Here is a 13836-nt window from a genome sequence, read left to right as displayed (position 1 = left end):
GTTCAGTCCAGGTTCTTACCGACGAGCTTGACCAGAAAGACCGAGGCGATGTTGGCCAAAATGACCGCAAACAAAGCACCGGCCGAGGCCACACCCACGTCAAAGTTCATCAGCGCCTGCTTGAAGATCAAGAAGGCCAGGTTGGTGCTGTCGTTGCCGGGGCCGCCACCGGTGGTGGTGAAGATTTCGGCAAACACACTTAGCAAAAAGATCATTTCGATCATCACCACCACCGCAATGGAGCGGCCCATGTGGGGCAGCACGAGGTAGTAGAACTTGTCCAGGCCGGTGGCACCGTCCATACCGGCGGCATCCATCTGCTCGCGGTCCAGCGACTGCAGCGAGGTGATGAAGATCAGGCAGGCAAACGGCAGCCATTGCCACGACAGCATGATGATCACCGACAGCAGCGGGAAGTCGGTCATCCAATCGATGGGCGTGAGACCAAAGAACTGCCAAACGTGCGCCATCACCCCGTAAATCGGGTTCATCATCATGTGCTTCCACAGCAGTGCGTTGACTGTGGGCATGACGAAGAAGGGCGAGATCAGCAACACGCGCACGATACCCTGGCCCGGGAACGGCTCGTTCACCAGCACCGCCAGGCCTACGCCCAGCACCACCGTGATCACGACAACCGAACCCAGCAATTGCAGGGTGTGCGCTACCGACGGCCAGAAGTCTGGGTCGGTCATGAAATATCTAAAGTTTTCTAAGCCAACGAAGCCGGTTTCGCCCGGCTGCATCAGGTTGTAATGGATGACGGAGAAATACAGCGTCATCACCAGTGGAACAATCATCCACAGAAAGAGTGTGACGATGCTGGGTGCCATCAGTGCACGGGGAAGGAATCGACTCATGGTGTAGCTTTCAAGAGCGAGCCCGCAGCCTCGGCTATCCCAAAGGGAAAGCCAGGGTTGAAGCCCATTTTTCGGGTTACCTGCGGTCCAGCGGGACGAAGTTGCCGGGCCTGAAAAACATCAGCCAACAACCCCGCTAGGCGTACACAGCGCAAGCCGGTCCATGGGGCAGTGGGGGCAGCAGCTGGAGCCGCTGCCCTGCACACGCCCGGTCAGCGCTTTACTTCTTGTAGTAACCGCCCTTAGTCATTTCACGCTCAGCAGCGGTTTGCGCAGTCTTCAAAGCCGCATCGACCGTGACCTTGCCCGACAAAGCCGCGCTCATTTGCTGGCCTACAGCGATACCGATGGCCTGGAACTCAGGAATCGCAGCGTACTGCACGCCCACATACGGCGACTTGGGCAAAGTGCTGTCGTTGGGGTTGGCGCTGTTGATGGCCTTGAGCTCTTCGGTGGCGAACTTGGCCACTTTTTGGAACTCGGGGTTGGCGTAGGTGGACTTGCGCGTACCGGTAGGCACAGCGTTCCAGCCTTCTTCTTTGGCCACCAGGTTCACGTACTCTTTGGACGTAGCCCAGGTGATGAACTTCTGTGCTTCAGCAGGCTTCTTGCTCGATGCAGGCACGGCCAAGTTCCACGACCACAGCCAGTTGGAACCCTTGGGGGTCACAGCCTGGGGAGCCTGGGTGAAGGCCATCTTGTCAGCCACTTTGGACTGCTTGGGATCGCTCACGAACGAGGCTGCAATGGTGGCATCGATCCACACGCCGCACTTGCCTTCGTTCATCAAAGCCAGGTTTTCGTTGAAGCTGTTGGCCGAAGCGCCGGGAGGGCCGTACTTCTTCATCAGATCGACGTACTGGTTGATGGCATCGTGCCAAGGCTTGGTGTCGATTTGTGGCTTCCAGGCCATGTCAAACCACTGACCGCCGTAGGTGTTGACCATGGTGCTCAGGAAAGCCATGTTGTCGCCCCAGCCTGGCTTGCCGCGCAGGCACAGACCGTACACGCCCTTGGCTGGATCGTTGATCTTGGCCACTATGTTGGCCATTTCAGCCCAGGTGGGGTTGGCAGGCATGGTCAGGCCAGCGGCCTTGACCAGGTCGGCACGGTACATGGTCATCGAGCTTTCGCCGTAGAACGGGGCAGCGTACAGCTTGCCTTCCATGGACAGGCCGTTGCGGATGGCGGGCAGCATGTCGTCGATGTCATAGGCGGCATCGGTCACGATAGGAGCCAACCAGCCTTTTTTGGACCAGATCGGGGCTTCGTACAGGCCGATGGTCATCACGTCAAACTGGCCACCCTTGGTAGCGATGTCGGTGGTGACGCGCTGGCGCAGCACGGCTTCTTCCATCGTGACCCACTTGACCTTGATGTCGGGGTTCGCGGCTTCGAAGTGCTTGGTCAGCTTTTGCATCGTGATCATGTGGCCGTTGTTCACGGTGGCAATGACCAGTTCGGTGGCGGCAAATGCGCTGGCAGAAGCGAACATCGCGGCGACAAGGGCAGCGCAGTATTTCAATTTCATGGAGTGTCTCCTGAGGTTTTAGACGAATTCCGCAAGCACATGCGATGCACTTGATCGGTGCCGCTATCGTAGGAGTACGCCTGCGCAAACAACAATACCCAAAGGGCTAGTTCTTGTACTTTGATGCGATAGAAGTCTAGTAAAAACCCTTATTTCCTAGATAAAAGTATCTGAATTGGGCGACTGGATACCGGTAAGCCGCACCAGACTGGCGCAAACCCCGGCCCTTGTGCCACCGCAGCCTCGGCCAGTGCAGGCTCTTATTTAGGTATAAAAATAAGCCTTCGCGCATACTCAACCTACGCAAGTAGCTACATATTAAATAGCAACAAGGTTTGCTTTCCAAAATGGCGGTCTGCAGCAGCCATGCGCCGCAGAGCTGTCCAACGCCCACAAAAAAGCCCCCGCCGACCGTTGTGCACGGCCGGCGAGGGCTTTTTGTGGGGCTGCGACTGACTTACAGGCGGCTCAGCAGCTCGGCCTTTTTGGTGGCGAACTCTTGCGAAGTCAGGATGCCCTTGGCCTGCAGACTGGCCAGTTTTTCGATGCTGGCAAACACGTCACCCGCATTGGCGGAACCGCTGTTGTTGCCGGTATTGTTGCTATAGCTGCTGTCGTTGTTGCTATTGAACGCCGGGGCTTGCATGGGCGCGGGGGCGAGCATCGGAGCCGGCGCCATCGGGGCCATGCCGTTGATGCTGACCACCGGCAATTGCGACAGGTTCACATAGCCGTACTGGCTGCTGAACTGGGGGCCGTAGCCGCCACTTTGCTGCGACACGCCACCGATGCTGTGGTCCAGCGTGTCGTACACGGTGACCTGGCCGCCCACGTCGATCGCCAGGCGGCGGGCCTGGGCAAAGTAGGCGTAGCGCATGTCGTTCTGGCCGCCGGTGCTATTGGGGAAACGCAGGTCCGGGCCCCACCAGTCGGGTGGTGCAGGGGCAAACAGGCTGTTGCCATTGCCCGCACCATTGGAATTATTCGAACCGTTGTATTGGGTGCTGCCGTTCTGGCTTTGGCTCTGGAAGCTGCCACTGCGCAGCAGGTCGGGCTGGTTGCTGATCAGGCGCGCCAGCTCGCTGCACAGGTTGTCGACCCGGCCTTTGAGATAGCCGTTGAACATGTCGCCAATCATGGTCATGCCGCCCGACATCCACTGCCCGCCGCCGCCAAACTCTGGGTGGCTGAACTGGGCCATGCTGCCGTTGCCGTTAATGACCGACTCCAGCATGGATTCCACCGCGTTGGTGCTGAAACCTTGGCGCTGGGCAATGTCGTTGACGGCCTGCTGGCCTGCGGGGGAGAGTTGGCGCATAAAAGTAACCTGAAAAGAGTGCAATAGTGGAAACCACTAAGCCAATCACTTTAACAGTCCAAGCGTGAAATAAGGTGTATAAAAGCCCACAGCCTCATGCCCTCTAGGCATAACCCTCCAGCACATTCACCGTGTTCGTGCCCAGCGCGTCCACCGCGTAGCCCCCCTCAAACACAAACACCGTGGGCAGGCCTGCCACCGCTAGGTCTTCGCCTACCCGGAAATAATCTTCGCTGCGCAGCTGAAAGCCCGAAATCGGGTCACCCTCGAAAGTATCCAGCCCCAGCGACACCACCAGCGCCTGCGCTCCACTCTGCGCAATCCGCTGCAAGGCCAGGGCCAGCGCCTCGCGCCAGCGCGCAAAGCCCGTGCCTCGCGGCAGCGGCAGGTTCAGGTTGCACCCCAGCCCCGCGCCCTGCCCTGTCTCGTCGGCGTAGCCCAGGTAAAACGGGTATTCGGTGTGCGGGTCGCCATGCACGCTAGCAAAAAACACGTCGGCCCGCTCGTAAAAGATGGCCTGGGTGCCGTTGCCGTGGTGGTAGTCGATATCCAGCACCGCTACCCGCTCGGCCCCCGCGTCGCGCAGCGCCTGGGCGGCAATGGCCGCGTTGTTCAAAAAGCAATAGCCACCAAAAAAGTCGGCTCCGGCATGGTGGCCCGGCGGGCGGCTCAGCGAAAACGCACTGCGCGCACCGCCGCTGACCCTCTGCGCGGCAGTCACTGCACAGCAGGCCCCAGCGTAGGCCGCAGCCCAGGTGCCCGAGGTCAGCGGTGTGCCCGCGTCGTACGAAAACAACCCCATACGCGCCGAAAAATTGGCAGGCAGCACGTCGCTGCGAAAGCTGCGCACCGGCCACACCGAGGGCAGCGCATCGCGCTCGGCATTGGCCGGGTCCAGCGCCACCCACTCGGACCAGGCCCCGGCCAGAAAGTCCAGGTAGCGCGGACTGTGGATGCGCTCGATGGGGCCCCGCCCGCAGTCTTGCGGGGCCAGCACTTCACCCAGTTGGCGGCGCTGCAGCTCCTGCAACACATCGTCAGCCCGGGTGGGCACCTCGAAGCAAGGGACCAGTTGGCCCCGGAACATTTCCAGCTTGCCCTGGTGCAGAGCGTGGTGGTGGTTGTAGACGGTGATCATGCGGACATTCTTTCCATGCGGTGGAGCCCAAAGTATGCCGCCTGGCCGCTGAAATAGCTTTGCTTTATCGCCCAGCCCAGGACTACCATGCGCAATGAAAACCGCATTTCAAGGCCACCCATGGGTACGATCACCTCAACATACACACTAGACAGCACAGACCGCACTATTTTGCGGCTCTTGCAAAAAGACGGCACATTGTCCACCCCACAGTTGGCGGAACAAGTCGCGCTCAGCGTCACGCCCTGCTGGCGCAGGCTGAAGCGGCTGGAAGACACGGGCTTCATCACCGGCTACCAGGCCAACCTGGACCGCCGCAAGCTCGGGCTGGACATCCTGGCCTTTGTGCAGCTGACCTTCGGCGTGGTCACCGGCGCATCGGTGCAGCACTTCGAAGAAGCCATCCAGCAGCGCCCCGAGGTGCTGAGCTGCCACAAGGTCACCGGCCAGGCCGACTACCTGCTGCAGGTAGTCGCCCCCAGCCTGGATGCCTATAGCGATTTCGTGGAAACCGTGCTGCGCAGCATGCCAGGCGTGAGCCTGATCCATTCCAGCCTGGCGCTGCGGGAGATCAAGGCATCCAGCCAGTTGCCCGTGGTCGATACATAAATTTAAAGAAAATAGGCCGCTAGCGCAGGTAGCACCTACACCAGCAGCTATTCTTTAAATAGCATCAACATTCACCGCGCCAGCACCGGCTGCAACGCCACACCCGTCGCCGTACCCAAGGCCACCACCGCCTCCGGCGCAGCCGCCGCCACGATGCGGCCCCCGCCGTTGCCGCCGTCCGGCCCCAGGTCGATGACCCAGTCGGCTTCGGCGATCACGTCCAGGTCGTGCTCGATGACCACTACGCTGTGGCCGCCATCGACCAGGCGGTGCAGCACGCGGATGAGTTTTTCCACGTCGGCCATGTGCAGGCCAACAGTGGGCTCGTCCAGCACGTACAGGGTGTGCGGGGCTTTTTGGCCGCGTTTGGTGATGTCGTCGCGCACCTTGGCCAGTTCGGTCACCAGCTTGATGCGCTGGGCCTCACCACCGCTGAGTGTGGGGGACGGCTGGCCGATGGTCAGGTAGCCCAAGCCCACGTCTTTCAGCAGTTGCAGCGGGTAGGCGATGACGGGCATCACGGCAAAGAAATCGACGGCTTCGTCCACCTCCATTTGCAGCACGTCGCCGATACTTTTGCCGCGCCAGGTGACGGTCAGCGTCTCGGGGTTGAAGCGTGCGCCATGGCAGGTTTCGCACTTCACCTTCACATCGGGCATGAAGCTCATGGCGATGGTGCGCAAACCCTGGCCTTCACAACTCGGGCAGCGGCCTTCGCCGGTGTTGAACGAGAAGCGCGCCGGGCCGTAGCCGCGGGCCCGGGCTTCCAGCGTCTCGGCAAACAGCTTGCGGATGGTGTCCCAGAAGCCGATGTAGGTGGCGGGGCAGCTGCGCGGGGTCTTGCCGATGGGGGTTTGGTCCACTTCCAGCACGCGGTCGATGGCGGCGAAACCGGCCACGTCGGCACAGCCCAGCCAGGGCGCGTGTTGGCCTGCGGCCCAACTCTCGCGCCCGGCCTTGGTGCTGCGCTGGATGACCGCCGTTTGCACGTTGGCCAGCAGCACGTCGCGCGCCAGCGTGGACTTGCCAGAGCCGCTGACCCCGGTGACGGCCACCAGGCGTTTCAAGGGCACATAGGCGGTGACGTTTTGCAGGTTGTGCAGGGTGGCACCGGTGACGACCAGCCATTGCAAAGGCTCGGCCACCACCACGGCTTCGGGCTCTGCCGCCGCCTTCTTTTTGGCCGCCGCTTTGCTCTTGGCCGTGGGGGCCACGTAGGGCAGATCGGCCACTGGCAGCGCCACCGCTGCTGCGTCAAACGCGTCCACGGCGCGCCGTGCCTGCAGCGGGTGGCGCATGGCGTGCAGCAGGTAGCGGCCGGTGACGGACTCTGCCGCGCCCGAAATGTCGGCCACGCTGCCCTGCGCCACCAGCCGCCCGCCGCGCTTGCCCGCGCTTGGGCCGATGTCGATGATGTGGTCGGCGCGGCGGATAGTGTCTTCGTCGTGCTCCACCACCACCAGGGTATTGCCCTTGCTGCTGAGGGTGTGCAGGGCGTTGAGCAGGATGTGGTTGTCCCGGGCGTGCAGGCCAATGGTGGGCTCGTCCAGGATGTAGCACACGCCTTGCAGATTGCTGCCCAGCTGTGCGGCCAGGCGGATGCGCTGGGCTTCGCCACCGCTCAGGGTGGGCGCGCCCCGGTCCAGGGTCAAATAGCCCAGGCCCACCTCTTCCAGAAACTCCAGGCGACTCTGGATCTCGGGCACCAGGTCGCGGGCAATGTCGGCCTCGCGCTGGCTCATCTGCCCGGCCACCTGCAGGGCTTGCACCCACACGCGGATATCGCTCACGCTGAGGCGGGCCAGGTCGGTAATGCCCACCCCGGCAAAGCGCACGGCGCGGGCGGTGGCGTTCAGGCGGGTGCCCTGGCAGGTCGGGCAGGCCACGTCGTGCAGGTCCTCCACCTCGGGCTCGGCAAAGGTTTGCTCGCGGCCCCCGGCGTCGTCGCCGCGCACCGAGTCGTCGAACACGGCCCGCTGGTCGCGGGTGAGCTTCACGCCCGTGCCCACGCAGTCGGGACACCAGCCGTGCTTGCTGTTGTAGCTGAACAGGCGCGGGTCCAGCTCGGCATAGCTGGTGCTGCACACCGGGCAGGCGCGCTTGGTGGAAAACACCATCACCTTGCCGATATGGGCGGTGGGCTCGCCCGCGTCCATCGCGGCCTTGAGCCCGTCGATGTGGGTCAGCACGTGCACCACGCCCTTGCCGTGCTCCAGCGCGGTCATCAGGCCCTCGCGCAGGCGGGCTTCGCTGCCGGGGTGCACATCCAGGCTCAGCACCGGCAGCTCGACGGTGTGCTCCTTGAAGCGGTCGATGCGCGGGAAGTTGGTGGTCGGCAAAAAGTCGCCATCCACCCGCAGATGGGTGTAGTTGCGGGGCCGGGCCCAGTCGGCCAGCTCGGTGTACACGCCCTTGCGGTTCAGCACCAGCGGGGCCATCAGGCCGATGTGCTGGCCGCGGAAGGTTTTGAGTAACTGCGCAGCAATGCTGTCCGGCGTTTGCGGCTGTACCGCGGTGCCGTCGTGGATGCAGTGCTGCGTGCCCAGCTTGACATACAGCAGGCGCAGAAAGTGCCAGACCTCGGTGGTGGTGCCCACGGTGGACTTGCGCCCGCCCCGGCTCAGGCGCTGCTCGATGGCCACTGTCGGCGGGATGCCGTAGACCGCGTCCACCTCGGGCCGACCTGCGGGCTGCACGATGCTGCGGGCGTAAGCGTTGAGCGACTCCAGGTAGCGGCGCTGGCCCTCGTTGAACAGAATGTCGAAGGCCAGCGTGGACTTGCCGGAGCCGCTCACACCGGTCACCACATTGAACTGGCCGCGCGGAATGTCCACGCTGAGCGACTTGAGGTTGTGCTCTTTGGCGTTGACGATCTGGATGGCGTTGGGCGGCACCAGCTTGGCCACCTTGTTGGCCCAGGCGGGCGACATTTCGCGGGCCAGTTGCACGCCCAACCCCAGGGTCGATTCGTACTCGCGCAGGGCCGCACCGGTGTGCGACGTGGGGTGGTGGCGCACGTCCTCGGGCTTGCCCTCGGCCACGACCAGGCCGCCGCCATAGCCGCCTTCGGGGCCCATGTCGATCAGCCAATCGCTGGCGCGGATCACGTCGAGGTTGTGCTCGATCACCACCATGGAATGGCCTGCGTCCAGCAGCTTGCGCAGTGCCCGCATCAGCTTGGCAATGTCGTCAAAGTGGAGGCCGGTGGTGGGCTCGTCGAACAGAAACAGCGTACCTTTTTTGGCCAGCGGCTGGCGGTTGCTACTTTTGGCGGCCTCGGCCAAAAAGCCCGCAAGCTTGAGGCGCTGGGCTTCGCCGCCGGACAGCGTGGGCACGGGCTGGCCCAACTTCACGTATTCCAGGCCTACATCCACAATCGGCTGCAGCGCCCGTAACACATCACGGTCACCTTCAAAAATAATAGCAGCCTCGCTGACCGTCAGGTTCAGCACATCGGCCACGTTCAAGGCCACCAGCCGGGCATCTTGCACGGCGCGGCGTTCGATGGTCACCTCTAGCACTTCGGGACGGTAGCGTTTGCCGTCGCAGTCCGGGCAGCGCAGGTACACGTCGCTCAAGAACTGCATTTCCACATGCTCAAAGCCCGAGCCGCCGCAAGTAGGGCAACGGCCATCGCCGCTGTTGAAGCTGAACTTGCTGGCGGTGTAGCCACGCTGGCGCGATGCGGGTGCGTTGGCAAAGATCTCGCGGATGGCATCCCAGGCCCCCACGTAGCTGGCGGGGTTGGAGCGGGCGGTTTTGCCAATGGGAGACTGGTCGACAAACACCACGTCGCTCAAAAAGTCGGCACCCAGCAGGCGGTCATGCAGGCCGGGGGTATCCGTGGCTTTGCCAAAGTGGCGCAGCAGGGCCGGGGCCAGCACGTCCTGGATCAGCGTGGACTTGCCGGAACCGCTGACACCCGTGATGCACACCAGGCGCTGCAAGGGGAATTCGACCGACACGTTTTGCAGGTTGTGCTCGCGCGCGCCTTCCAGCACCAGGCGGGGCGTGCTGTCGGTCACCAGTTTTTTGAAGCCCATGCCGATGGTCTTGCGGCCACCCAGGTAGGCACCGGTCAGGGTGTCGGCGCGGCGCAGGTCGTCGGTGGTGCCGTCAAAGACGATCTGCCCACCGCGCTCGCCGGGGCCAGGGCCCATGTCGATCATGCGGTCTGCCGCCAACATCACCGCCGGGTCGTGCTCCACCACCACCAGGGTGTTGCCCGCGTCGCGCAGGCGCTGCATGGCCTCGATGATGCGGTGCATGTCGCGCGGGTGCAGGCCGATACTGGGCTCGTCCAGCACAAACAGAGTGTTGACCAGCGAGGTGCCCAGCGCGGTGGTGAGGTTGATGCGCTGCACCTCGCCGCCGCTGAGGGTGCGGCTTTGCCGGTCCAGCGTCAGGTAGCCAATGCCCACGTCGCACAGGTACTTGAGGCGGGTGGTGATTTCGTCCAGCAGCAGCTTGAGCGCCTGCTCGTCGCCACCGCCTTTGCCACCCCGCTCCGCACGGCCGCCCAGGATGCGGTCGGCTTGCAAATCAAAGAAGCGGCGCAGCCGGTCGATGGGCAAAAGCATCAGGTCGTGCAGACACAGGCCGGGCAAGGCTTGCAGCTGGGTGCGGCTCCAAGATACGCCCTGGGGCAGGTGGCGCTTGGCGGGCTCCAGCACCGTGTTGGCATCGTCCACGCTGCCGAGCCGCCACAGCAGGCTTTCGGTCTTGAGGCGCGCGCCCTCGCAGGCCGGGCAGGTGGTGTAGCTGCGGTACTTGGACAGCAGCACCCGGATGTGCATCTTGTAAGACTTGGTCTCCAGGTACTCAAAGAAGCGCTTCACGCCAAACCAGTGCTGGTTCCACTTGCCGTTCCAGTTGGGAGAGCCGTTGACGACCCAGTGCTGGTGCTCGGGGGTGAGCTTGTAGTACGGCGTGTCGCGCGGGATGCCAGCGGCCTCGGCATGGCGCATCAGGTCGTCCTGGCATTCCTGCCAGGCAGGGGTCTGCATCGGCTTGATGGCCCCGGCGCGCAGCGTCAGCTTGTCGTTAGGGATGACCAGGCCGTAGTCCACACCAATCACGCGGCCAAAGCCCTTGCAGGTTTCGCAGGCACCCACCGGTGAGTTGAAGGAGAACATCGACGGAATCGGGTCGGTGTAGCGCACATCGCTCTCGGCACAGTGCAGACCGGTGGAGAACTTCCACAGCAACGGCTCCACGGCTTCATCCGCCGACAGCACGTAAACATTGACACGCCCTCCTCCCCGTTTCAGCGCAACTTCGATGGCTTCCAGCGCACGGGATTTTTCGGTACCCGCGATGCGAAAGCGGTCGGCCACCACGTCCAACACCTTGCGGGTGGTGGGGGCGAGCACGGCTTTCTTGCTGGATTTGGCGGGCGTGGCAGGGGTCTCCACCGCCACCTCACGCTCGGCCTGCACCCGGGTGAAGCCGCTAGCCGACAGCCATTGCGCTACTTCTTCGGCGCTGATGTTGCCGGGCAGCTCGACGGGGAAAGTCAGAACGAGCCGCGGGTCCTGCGCCGCAGCCGCGCGTTCGCACAGCTCGGCGTAGATGCTCTCGGGCGTGTCGTGCCGCACGGGCAAGGCGGTTTTGCTGTCAAACAACGACCCGGCGCGGGCGTACAGCAGCTTCAAGTGGTCGTTCAGCTCGGTCATGGTGCCGACCGTGGAGCGGCTGGAGCGCACCGGGTTGGTCTGGTCGATGGCAATCGCCGGGGGCACGCCTTCGACCTTGTCCACGGCGGGTTTGTCCATGCGGTCCAGGAACTGGCGTGCGTAGGCCGAGAAGGTCTCCACGTAGCGGCGCTGCCCTTCGGCAAACAGGGTGTCAAACACCAAGCTGGACTTGCCAGACCCGCTGGGGCCGGTCACCACCGTGAGCTCGCCGGTGCGGATATCCAGGTCCAAATTCTTGAGATTGTGCTGGCGCGCTCCGCGGATGCGGATGGTTCCCTGGGTCATAAGTGCAGTGCTCTGGGGGGTAAGGCGAACCATTGTAGGGAGGGCATGCCAGCGCCTGAAACCTGGGGTTATTGGGCACTTGATCACGAACACGCCATGGACTGCCTACAAAACAACACCCGTCGTGAAGTACAGCACATTGCATTTTTTCAAATAAAAGATAATTCATTGCATACAAAATTTATCTACATAAGGGATCCAATGCCATGAACACACTTACTTTTAAAAAGCTCAGCCTGACCGCAGTCTGCGTGGGTGCGGGACTGGTTTTCTCCAGCGCCGCCCACGCCATTCCTACTCTAGACCCCCTGAACATAGGCTCCGCGCCCACCGGCACTGGTGCAGGTCTGGCAGGCACCTGGTACAAAGTTGACAACAGCGCCCATTTCAGCGACTACAGCTATACCGAAACAGATCCCGGCTCCAGCCGCTATGGCCAGACCGATGCAATCAAAAACTTCAGCTGGGGCTCCGGCATCTGGGCCGCCACTGACATTGCGGCCATAGCCGCAGGCAACAACCCCTACGTCACCGCAACGGCCAGCACCGTGGGCGCCATCAGCTACTCCAACAATATTTACAACAACACCGTCAGTAGCGGCGGCTACGGCAACCCCTGGGGCCCCGACTATGACCGCGCGCTGGCCCCCATCGTTGGCGGAGCCAATGGCTGCAGCCTCGCCACCGCCAACACCACGGCCTGCGCCGGGGAGCAAAACTACGCGGCAATCTTCACCGGCTACATCTACGTGGCCACGGCAGGCGTGTACGACTTTGGCGTATTTGCCGACGATGGTTTCCTATTCAACCTGCTGGGCGCCAACAACACCAGCCTGGCGATGGCCCACAACTCGGTCGTGGGTAGCCCGGGCCGCGACATGTATTCGCTGGCCAACGAGAACGGCAGCACCGGTGTCAACCTGGGCGTGGGCTACTACGGTATCGACCTGAGCTATTTCAACCGCGAAGAAGCGGGTGTGATCGACCTCGGCTGGCGTGGCCCCGGTGCTTCCGCTTGGTCGGTGATCGACGACACCGTGCTCTACAACAAGGTGCCCGAACCCAGCAGCATCGCCTTGATGGGCTTGGGCCTGCTGGGGCTTTGGGGCTCACGAAAAACCCGCCGCACCGGGTCCAGCACAGCCGCTTAAATCCATCGCAGTGCGCCCGATCGCTCTGTGCGACGGGCGCATTTTTTTCTTACGTTAAATATATTTTGTAACGTACGAAGCAAAAAAATACAACGTAACCCTAATACCCTGCACACTTTCACGGCTATCGTGAGTCGCTCCAGCGGCCTGAAATGAGATCTTATGGAAACAAAAACTCCAAAAATAAAGCTATTTTTAGCTTTGGCGATTGCGTCACTTGCATGTGGCACGCAGGCGGCATCGGCACCCGCCAATGCCCACCAGCAGGCCATTACCAATGCCCGCGCCGGACGATTCGATGCCGCCTTACCCATGCTGGAACGGCTGGTACAGCAGAACCCCAACAACCCCGTCTACCGTTACGACTGGATCGCCGTGTTGAGCTGGTCCAACCGGCACGCGGATGCACTGGCCGCCAGCCAAGCGCTGAACTTCACCGCCAAGGTGCCCGATTACGTGGTGTCGGCCATCGGTAAATCGGCCCTCAACGGCGGCCAACCCCAGCGGGCGGAAGCCGCCTACCGGTGCCTGCTGGCAAGGCACGCCCAAGATACCGATGCCGCCCAAGGCCTGGTCATAGCTTTGCAAGCCCAGCAATTCCCGGTGTTTGCCGTGGCGGTGGCACCGCCTGCACCACCGGCAGCACCCACCCGCGATTGGTCTGCCGAGCAGGCCCGGAGCGGCGCGCACATCCGTGCCGCAATAGCCGTGCTGGACACCGACTTCAGCCCGGCCCGCTATGCACCGATGGATGCAGCGCTCGCCGAAAACAGCACGCTGACCCGCGAGGCCGTCGCGGCCAACCAAATGGCGATCGCCCGCAGGCTGCGACTAGACCACATCGTGGGCTTGCAAGCGCGTGGGGCCTCCTCGCAGGCACTGAACGAATTTAATGTCCTGGAGGCCGAGGGCGATCCCCTGCCCGCTTATGCGCTCAATGCCGCTGCCGATGCCCAGATGTCTCTGCGCCAACCCGAGCAGGCCCGTGCCCTGTACCAACGCGCGCTAGCGGCCGACCCCGGCAATGGCGGCACCCAAACCGGTCTGATGTACGCCGAGTTAGAAGCAGAGAACTTTCCCGGAATGGAGCAGATCGTGCAGCAGCGACTGGATGCCACCCAGCGCAGTGCAGCCGCACGCCGTACCGAAGTGTCGGCCCTGCGTTTTGCCGATCGTATTGAGCCCGCAGCGGCAGCCATGGCACAGCTCAACGCAGAATTTCCCGACGATGTGGGGCTGTGGCTAGAC

8 protein-coding genes are annotated in these 13836 nt (G+C 62.6%); 3 read left to right on the top strand and 5 right to left on the bottom strand.

Going from position 1 to position 13836, the window contains the following annotated elements; translation table 11 throughout:
* Positions 1-2: 2 nt before the first annotated feature.
* The 4 genes from Q0T48_RS07590 to Q0T48_RS07575 all read right to left on the bottom strand — a co-directional run bounded on the left by Q0T48_RS07590 (position 3) and on the right by Q0T48_RS07575 (position 4847).
* Positions 3-860, bottom strand: coding sequence for a sugar ABC transporter permease (locus tag Q0T48_RS07590; RefSeq protein WP_295954618.1), 858 nt, complete (start codon positions 858-860; stop codon positions 3-5).
* Between the two features lie 220 nt (positions 861-1080).
* The gene (locus tag Q0T48_RS07585; protein ID WP_295954615.1) at positions 1081-2391 is read right to left on the bottom strand and encodes a sugar ABC transporter substrate-binding protein; all 1311 of its coding nucleotides are present in this window, start codon (positions 2389-2391) and stop codon (positions 1081-1083) included.
* Positions 2392-2848: 457 nt separating this feature from the next.
* Complete coding sequence (locus tag Q0T48_RS07580) at positions 2849-3709, bottom strand: SHOCT domain-containing protein (protein WP_295954612.1); 861 nt, start codon at positions 3707-3709, stop codon at positions 2849-2851.
* 103 nt (positions 3710-3812) lie between these two features.
* A complete protein-coding gene (locus tag Q0T48_RS07575) occupies positions 3813-4847 on the bottom strand; it encodes a histone deacetylase family protein (RefSeq protein ID WP_295954610.1) in 1035 nt (344 codons plus the stop codon).
* Between the two features lie 120 nt (positions 4848-4967).
* On the opposite strand from Q0T48_RS07575, the gene Q0T48_RS07570 reads away from it, so the two are divergent.
* The gene (locus Q0T48_RS07570; protein ID WP_295954607.1) at positions 4968-5456 is read left to right on the top strand and encodes an Lrp/AsnC family transcriptional regulator; all 489 of its coding nucleotides are present in this window, start codon (positions 4968-4970) and stop codon (positions 5454-5456) included.
* Positions 5457-5527: 71 nt separating this feature from the next.
* On the opposite strand, the gene uvrA is transcribed toward Q0T48_RS07570, so the two are convergent.
* The gene (uvrA, locus tag Q0T48_RS07565; protein WP_295954605.1) at positions 5528-11437 is read right to left on the bottom strand and encodes an excinuclease ABC subunit UvrA; all 5910 of its coding nucleotides are present in this window, start codon (positions 11435-11437) and stop codon (positions 5528-5530) included.
* Positions 11438-11643: 206 nt separating this feature from the next.
* Here uvrA and Q0T48_RS07560 point away from each other — a divergent pair, with 206 nt between their 5' ends.
* Together Q0T48_RS07560 and Q0T48_RS07555 are read left to right on the top strand one after the other, a co-directional pair.
* Positions 11644-12588 carry a PEP-CTERM sorting domain-containing protein gene (locus tag Q0T48_RS07560; RefSeq protein WP_295954602.1) on the top strand — a complete coding sequence of 315 codons (945 nt, stop codon included), beginning with the start codon at positions 11644-11646 and terminating at the stop codon, positions 12586-12588.
* A gap of 162 nt (positions 12589-12750) precedes the next feature.
* Positions 12751-13836: tetratricopeptide repeat protein (locus Q0T48_RS07555; RefSeq protein ID WP_295954599.1), on the top strand; the 1086-nt coding region annotated here is incomplete at its 3' end.

Source organism: Rhodoferax sp., from assembly GCF_025354435.1.
Classification (GTDB): Bacteria; Pseudomonadota; Gammaproteobacteria; order Burkholderiales; family Burkholderiaceae_C; genus Rhodoferax_B.
Note: the sequence above shows the minus strand (reverse complement) of the source record. Positions and strands in the feature narration are given on the sequence as shown.

Bases quoted from the DNA above. Each gene is read 5' to 3' on its own strand.
- Q0T48_RS07585 (WP_295954615.1), bottom strand. From the start codon at position 2,391: ATGAAATTGAAATACTGCGCTGCCCTTGTCGCCGCGATGTTCGCTTCT.
- Q0T48_RS07590 (WP_295954618.1), bottom strand. From the start codon at position 860: ATGAGTCGATTCCTTCCCCGTGCACTGATGGCACCCAGCATCGTCACA.
- Q0T48_RS07580 (WP_295954612.1), bottom strand. From the start codon at position 3,709: ATGCGCCAACTCTCCCCCGCAGGCCAGCAGGCCGTCAACGACATTGCC.
- uvrA (WP_295954605.1), bottom strand. From the start codon at position 11,437: ATGACCCAGGGAACCATCCGCATCCGCGGAGCGCGCCAGCACAATCTC.
- Q0T48_RS07560 (WP_295954602.1), top strand. From the start codon at position 11,644: ATGAACACACTTACTTTTAAAAAGCTCAGCCTGACCGCAGTCTGCGTG.
- Q0T48_RS07570 (WP_295954607.1), top strand. From the start codon at position 4,968: ATGGGTACGATCACCTCAACATACACACTAGACAGCACAGACCGCACT.
- Q0T48_RS07575 (WP_295954610.1), bottom strand. From the start codon at position 4,847: ATGATCACCGTCTACAACCACCACCACGCTCTGCACCAGGGCAAGCTG.